Source organism: Marinimicrobium sp. UBA4509 (genome assembly GCF_002388575.1).
In the GTDB taxonomy this organism is placed as follows: Bacteria; Pseudomonadota; Gammaproteobacteria; order Pseudomonadales; family Cellvibrionaceae; genus Marinimicrobium; species Marinimicrobium koreense.
Map to the genome: position 1 here is coordinate 65365 of NZ_DGMV01000054.1, position 6706 is coordinate 72070.

Sequence of the window (6706 nt, forward strand, 5' to 3'; positions counted from 1 at the left end):
TGCCGCAGCGAACCTGGCACTGCGGCAGGCGCCGGTGCTGGCCGCCAACCTGGCCCGCGCTCTGGCCAGTGAACCGCTCAGACGCTACAAGCCAGGTCGACGGACGCTGTCGATCATTACCACCAGTAATGATTACGCCCTGGCCCGTTACGGCAATCAGGTCTGGGGTGGCAAGTGGCTCGAACGCTGGAAATATCGGCGGGACCGGAAGGTCATGGCGAGTTTCCCCCGGGCCTGAAGGCCCGGAGTGGGGGCGGATCAGGTAGGCAGTCGCTACTCCATTTCCTGCTCAAATTCCTCGAGCAGGTCCATGGGCTCAATTTCTTCCCCTTCGAGGGACTCATCCCAGTTCACCCCGACCAGCAGTTCATCGTCGTGCATACCGGGCAGCCAGTCGTCCAGAAACTCTTCCAGATCGATCGGCACGGGTTTGTAGTCTGTCCACTCCTCCCGACAGTGCACCTGTGCCAGGGCCAGCTCGGACCACAGGGGCATCACATCGCTGTCATCATATTTCTCGGAAGGACAAAGCGCCCAGCCATCCGGGCCTTCGAGCCCGTAAACACAGCCGTGGTCCATCGCTTCGACAATAAAACGATCGAGGTTTTCAGCGGGGTCATCGCTCAGTGCGGTCATGATGGGCGTTTCCTTGGGCTTCTAACGACAGGGGTTACAATACCAGACAGCGGCCATTGGCCTTAAGCCAATCCCGCTGACGGGGGTAATCGGGGCACACTTGTCCGACCAGTTGCCAGAATGCCCGGCTATGGTTCATGTGACGCAGGTGACAGACTTCGTGAGCGACAAGATAGTCCACAACCGCCTCCGGGGCCAGAAGAATCTGCCAGTTGTACTGAATCTCACCCGAGCGGGTGCAGTGCCCCCACTTGGATCGGGTCACTCTCACCTTGACCCCGGAGTGGCTCAGCCCCATCCGACGAGTCAACGCATCGGTTTTCGCGCGCAATCGCTCCAGCCCCTGCTCCCGGTACCACCCCTGCACCAGCCGCCGGGCCTGCGCCTCGGGTTCAAGCCGACTGCGCCGAGAGCAACAGACCGCCAACCGGTCCCCCACCCGCTCCACCCGGCCACGACTTCCCATGGTCACCGAGAGCGTCAGTTGTTGCCCCATGAAAGGCAGGCGGGTGCCGGATACATAGCGATACTCCGGAATCCGGGCCAGCATCTGCTGCTGAGCGCGCACTTTGCGCGCGATCCAGTCGCTTTTCTGACGGACAAACCGGTCCAGATCCCGCTCCGCTATGCCGACCGGTGCGCGCACCAGCAACTGGGCATCGCGTACCTCCAGGCTGACCGTGCGGCGGCGCGAGGATCGTTTAATGGTATAGCGCACAGGCAGGGCTCGCTTTGCGTAACATCAAATTTTTATTCCCCCGGACCGGACAACTCACGGGAGAGAATCACCGCCGTCCGCAACCGGCTTCGGCCGAAACTGGTCATCCGCTCGAAATCGGCCCGCGCCAGCGGAAGGTATTGGCAATCCAGCGCGGTCTGCCCCTGGCCATCCGGATCCGGGTCGTGAACATAAATACACTCTTCGTCATAGCCACTCATGACGACCCAGTGGGGCGCTTTTTTGCTGTCCATCCGGTAGGTGCTGATCAGGATGATCGGCACCCCACCGCGATCAAACGCCGCGATCAGATCATCCTGACGAACCTCGCGATAGTGAACCGGAACGGCCCGCGCCTCAAGCGCGTGGCGATAATCCTCATGCACCAGCATCATGACCGGCTTTTTGGTCTCATCGCGCACCCCATCGAGAAACAGCGGCCCATCATGGTTGACCCAGACTTCCGCCCGGTAGCCCCGGGTGTCGGCGGCCAGCGCCATGCCCATGGGGTGGCAACCGCCGTGGCCCGAGGTCATGAAGATGGTCGTGGATTCACGCCACAGACGCAGCTCCTCGGTATCGGAAGGCTGGTAGTCCGGTTTCAGAGCGGCCATGGCCATCATCAGCGACGCCGGTCCGCAGGTAAAGCGGGTACTCTGGGCCAGCCAGGGAATGGCCCGATGATAAGCGGTATCGCCCACCACCCGGATCCGCTTCTGGTAACGCAGCGCATCGGTGTGGTCCTCGTAATAGTCCTGATACAGCCCGAACTGTTTGTACCCCAGGGTCTCGTAAAGGGCGATGGCGCTGGTGTTTTTACTGCTGACCTCCAGGCGCATATAAAACCGGCCACTGTCCCGCGCGCCGTCTTCCCCGGCGCCGATCAGGCGCCGCGCCAACCCCTGGCCCCGGTAGTCCGGATCCACCGCCAGCGAGTACATGCGCGCCAGGCGCGTCCCCCGGTGAAACAGAACCAGTATGTAGCCGGCCAGACGGTCGCCATCGCGCGCGACCAGAAGTACCCGCTGGTCGCCCTCCAGCCAGCGGCGAAAGCTGCGGCGGCTGAGGCGGTCGCTGGTAAAACAGCGTTGCTCCAGAGCGACGAGGGCGTCGAGATCATCGGGCCTTACGCTCTCAAGGGGGAGGGAGGACATGGATACCGCCTTCATCAGATTCACTTGCGATTGTTTCGAACGCTCAGGGCTATCCATTACTTGGGCTCAGGGCTGCTGATAATTCAATTCCCGGGTATGTACGTCGATGCGCCCGATGTGCACGGCGACCCGCTGCAGCCAGCGCACGACCTCCATCCGGGCGACGCCCTGCCTCAGCTCCAGTCGCCCCTGGGCAATGTCGTTCATGGTCTGCCGCCGGGTAGTTTGCTCGATTTGGGTGATTTGTGCGACTCGTTCCTGCACCTGATCGGCGGGAAGCGAACGTTTTCCCCAGAGCGACAGCACCAGCGGACTGAGGGCGGCCTTGGCCTCGGCCAGATCGTCCCCGTTGCGCAGCGCCACGGCCACGCTTTTATTGTCGCAACGCTCCAGCAGACGCTGCAGATGCTCGACGATCTGAATCGCAGCCAGTAGCCGCTCCCACTGACTGCCCGAGGTCTCTTCCAGGTGAATGGCATCCAGATATTCCTGCACGTCGGACAGCTCTCGGGCAAGATCCACCAGGGGGACCGAGCGACCAGACTCTCCGAGAATGTATTCCAGTTGCTCCGCCACCCGCTCAAACTGGGAGATCATGACCTTCTGCACCGCGGTCAGTGCCAGTTCGGGGTACTTGAGCAGCCCCCGGTCCAGAATCTGCTGATAGCCGAAAGGCTTGTCCGGGAACAGACGCTCGATCATGTGAGCAAACTGTCCCGCAAACGGCACCACCAGCAACACGCCCAACAAATTGAACGCGGAGTGGAAACCCACCAGCGCAAACTCCTCGTGAACCACAAATGCCTCGGGCGCCACAAACTGCCAGGCGGCAATGTAGGGCACAATCAGAAACAGCGCCAGCGAACTGACGCCGGTGTTGTACAGCACATGGGAAAAACCGGTGCGTCGCACCGACACGTTGCCACCGATGGTGGCCGCTGCCGCCGTGAAGCTGGTGCCGATGTTCATTCCCACCACCAGCGATGCGGCCTGCTCAAAGGCGATGGTATCCGTGTGCAGTGCCGTCAGTGCCGCCACCACACCTGCACTGGACGATTGCGTCACAATGGTGAACAGAACACCAATGACCACCAGTTGAAACTTGCCCCACAGATCGTCCGCCGGGAACTGACTGAAGTCCATCTGCTCCCGCAGGCCTTCGAGCCCGCCCTGAAGCGTATCAATACCGATGAAAATCAGACCAAAGCCGGCCAGCGCATACCCCAGCCCGCCCAGAGACCGGCGCCCAAACAGCTTGAGCATGGCCCCGGCAAACACGAACAGGGCGGCCAGCAGGGACAGCTTGAGCTTGAAGCCGATCAGGGCCACGATCCAGCCCGTGACCGTGGTCCCCAGAGCCGAACCGAAAATGATGCCCAGCGCCTGGGAAAAACCGATCAGGCCGGCCCCAACAAAACCGACGGTAGCCACAATGGTGGCGCTGGAGGATTGCAGCACGGCGGTGCCAACCAGCCCCGTCAGGACCCCGCTGACCGGGCTGCGGGTAAAGCGCATCAACACCCGGCGAATGGCGTCTCCAGCCATGGCCTTCAGGCCCTCGGTCATGAGCGTCATTCCCAGCAGGAACAAGCCCAGGCCACCCAACACTTCCACCAGCACCCGAATTAATACCATGATGACCCGTCGTTCGACTCCCGCCAGCCTGCCAGAGGGATATTTGCTATGATGGCGCCTCCGGAAACCGACCCTGCAGGCCCCCTGACACCATGAATGAAAAACTGTTTGCCGCCCTTCAGTATATCACCCCCCAGCACGGGCTCTCCCGGGCGGCGGGTTGGCTGGCCAACCAGCGTACGGACTGGATCAAAAATCACTTTATCGAATGGTTCATCCAACGCTACGGCGTGGACATGAGCGAAGCGCTTGAAGAAAACCCCCGCGCCTACGCCCACTTCAATGACTTTTTTACCCGGGCGCTCAAACCCGATGCGCGCCCGCTGGACGCCTCAGCGGACAGCATCGTCTGCCCCGCTGACGGGGCCATCAGTCAGCTCGGCGCCATTGAGGACGGGCGGATTTTCCAGGCTAAAGGCCAGCTCTACACCACCCGGGAGCTGCTCGGTGGCAGCGAGGCGTTGGCCGCCGAATTCGACCAGGGACAGTTTGCCACCATCTATCTGTCACCCAAGGATTATCATCGCGTTCACATGCCCTTTGACGGCCAACTGCGAGCCACCGTGGCGATACCCGGCGACCTTTTCTCGGTAAATACCGCCACCGCCAACCAGGTGCCGCGACTGTTTTCACGCAATGAGCGGTTGGTGGCAATTTTCGATACCGACATCGGCCCCATGGCGGTCGTATTGGTCGGCGCCATGATCGTCGCGGGTATCGAAACCGTGTGGGGCGGCGAGGTAGCGCCGATCAAGCGGACGATTCAGACCCGGGACTTCCGACCCCGCGCGCCCATCACCTTGAATAAGGGGGAAGAAATGGGCCGCTTCAAGCTAGGCTCCACCGCAATCGTGTTGTTTGGCAAGGACCGGGTGCGCTGGGATGAGGCTTACCAGGCCGGCAGAGGAACGCGGATGGGGGAACGGCTGGGCGTCAGGCTGTAAGGGCAACTACGCATTGCCCTGCGGCGGCCTAGGGCGTGAGCTTGTCGAGCAGTGACATCAGACCGGACTTCTCTTTTTTGAGGATATAGTTGTCGCGTATTGCGGCGATGTCTACCTCGTAAGAGCCGGGTTCCAGGTCTCGGGCAATTTCAATTTTTTCCACTTCCGCCGCCGTTTTTTTGCCCGAATCGATCAGTGCCTGCTTGCGCTTATCGTCCTCGGCCAGATCAATCAGTTGCGGATCCATGGGAGACTTGACGGCATCCAACACCAACATGATCTTGGGCTTGAGGCGCCGCTCAAAATTCTGCTCCACCACCACACCCACCTCGCCGGAACTCAACTCGACCAGGGTGCCGGTGGGATAAAGGCCAATGGCGCGAATGAACTCCACCACCAGCTCTTCCTGAAATTGGGTATTGCGCAGTTCGTATAACTTGCTGACGGCCTTGGAGGGCGCAATGGGCTGACTGGCACCCCGCGGATTGGTGGTATTGTCATAGAAGGTGACGATCCCGGCGATCTTACCCAGCAAGGGAATCTTGTCGCCCTGCAGGTGCAACGGAAAACCACTGCCGTTCAATCGTTCGCAGTGGGTTTTCACCACGCTGATCACCCTCGGTTCTACTCCCGGGGTTTTGCGCAAAATCTCAACGCCCTGCTCCACAAAGGTTTCATACAGGCGCTCTTCATCGGAGGAGCGGGATACTTTGGTCAGCAGCCCCTGATCGAGCTTGACCTTGCCCACATCCTTGAGCAGAACGCCCATGGCAAGCACGTCCAGGTCCCGCTTGGGCAGGCCGATATGACGCCCGAACAGGATGGCCCAGACCGAGCACCGGATGGCGTGACTGTAGGTATATTCGTCTTTCTCCTGCACGCGGGACAGCCAAGTGAAGGCATCCGGATTGCGCAGCACGCTGTCCACCATATCGCTGGCCAACCGCTTGGTCTCGACAATCGGTACCCGATGCAGCTCATTGTTACCCAGGTAATCGAGCACCTCGCCCACGGCATGGTAGACATTCTGATGCAGCTGGCGGGCACGTTTGATTTCTTTTTTGAGCGGTTGGACCGGCGGGTACTGATTGCGCTGTATGCGCAGGGGGGCCACTTTGACGTTGGCCGGGGTATGGACGTTCTCCCGGGCGCTGATCCGGCTGCGCAAGCTCTCCTGAGGCAGTGTCTGTAAATTGGAGGAGACTGGTGGGCGACCTTTGACGACGTCGATGTAGACGTGTTTGCACAGGCTTTTCAGCTGTTTGATTTCGTCCAGGTCACGGACATAGAAGCCTTGCAGCGGGAATGGAGTCTGAGTCCACGGACGGTCGAGTCCGGAGACATACATGCCAACAGTGACTTCGTTGACGTCGACTTTGACTTGCTTGATTCCCACGCGTTGTCCTCTCTGCCGGCGGTGCGGCAAAAATCCGTCTATGGCGCCAGTTTAGACAAAAAACGGGCCGGAGGATACGGATAGTGGGGCATGCAACGGACGTCGTCAAGCCTGTCGGAGGGCTATACAGTAGTGGTGAGAAGCGGATCACAGGGTTCGGTTACAGGATATGCGATCAGTTCAAATCACGTCCGGGCCGAGAAGGGGAAGCCCTTTCAAGACA

7 protein-coding genes are annotated in these 6706 nt (G+C 60.4%); 2 read left to right on the plus strand and 5 right to left on the minus strand.

Annotated features, from left to right (window positions below):
* A partial coding sequence (locus B3520_RS10495; protein ID WP_286876002.1) for a hypothetical protein occupies positions 1 to 238 on the plus strand: 238 nt, incomplete at its 5' end.
* Between the two features lie 35 nt (positions 239 to 273).
* On the opposite strand, the gene B3520_RS10500 is transcribed toward B3520_RS10495, so the two are convergent.
* The 4 genes from B3520_RS10500 to B3520_RS10515 all read right to left on the minus strand — a co-directional run bounded on the left by B3520_RS10500 (position 274) and on the right by B3520_RS10515 (position 4143).
* Positions 274 to 636, minus strand: a complete 363-nt coding sequence (locus B3520_RS10500) for a DUF2750 domain-containing protein (protein WP_024461334.1) — start codon at positions 634 to 636, stop codon at positions 274 to 276.
* A 34-nt stretch (positions 637 to 670) separates the two neighbouring features.
* On the minus strand, positions 671 to 1354 hold the full coding sequence (locus B3520_RS10505) for a M48 family metallopeptidase (RefSeq protein ID WP_286807359.1): 684 nt from the start codon (positions 1352 to 1354) through the stop codon (positions 671 to 673).
* Positions 1355 to 1386: 32 nt separating this feature from the next.
* Entirely contained in the window at positions 1387 to 2508 is a 1122-nt protein-coding gene (locus B3520_RS10510; RefSeq protein WP_286807360.1) for a peptidase C39 family protein, read from the minus strand.
* A gap of 66 nt (positions 2509 to 2574) precedes the next feature.
* Positions 2575 to 4143 carry a Na/Pi cotransporter family protein gene (locus tag B3520_RS10515; RefSeq protein WP_286807361.1) on the minus strand — a complete coding sequence of 523 codons (1569 nt, stop codon included), beginning with the start codon at positions 4141 to 4143 and terminating at the stop codon, positions 2575 to 2577.
* A gap of 92 nt (positions 4144 to 4235) precedes the next feature.
* Here B3520_RS10515 and asd point away from each other — a divergent pair, with 92 nt between their 5' ends.
* Positions 4236 to 5087, plus strand: coding sequence for an archaetidylserine decarboxylase (gene asd, locus B3520_RS10520; protein ID WP_286807362.1), 852 nt, complete (start codon positions 4236 to 4238; stop codon positions 5085 to 5087).
* A gap of 28 nt (positions 5088 to 5115) precedes the next feature.
* Here the strand turns inward: asd and B3520_RS10525 are convergent, their stop codons facing one another.
* On the minus strand, positions 5116 to 6483 hold the full coding sequence (locus tag B3520_RS10525; protein WP_123638358.1) for an HD-GYP domain-containing protein: 1368 nt from the start codon (positions 6481 to 6483) through the stop codon (positions 5116 to 5118).
* Positions 6484 to 6706 lie beyond the last annotated feature (223 nt).

Excerpts from the sequence above, each read along its gene's own strand:
- B3520_RS10500 (WP_024461334.1), bottom strand. The coding sequence starts at position 636 with ATGACCGCACTGAGCGATGACCCCGCTGAAAACCTCGATCGTTTTATT.
- B3520_RS10510 (WP_286807360.1), bottom strand. The coding sequence starts at position 2,508 with ATGTCCTCCCTCCCCCTTGAGAGCGTAAGGCCCGATGATCTCGACGCC.
- B3520_RS10515 (WP_286807361.1), bottom strand. The coding sequence starts at position 4,143 with ATGGTATTAATTCGGGTGCTGGTGGAAGTGTTGGGTGGCCTGGGCTTG.
- asd (WP_286807362.1), top strand. The coding sequence starts at position 4,236 with ATGAATGAAAAACTGTTTGCCGCCCTTCAGTATATCACCCCCCAGCAC.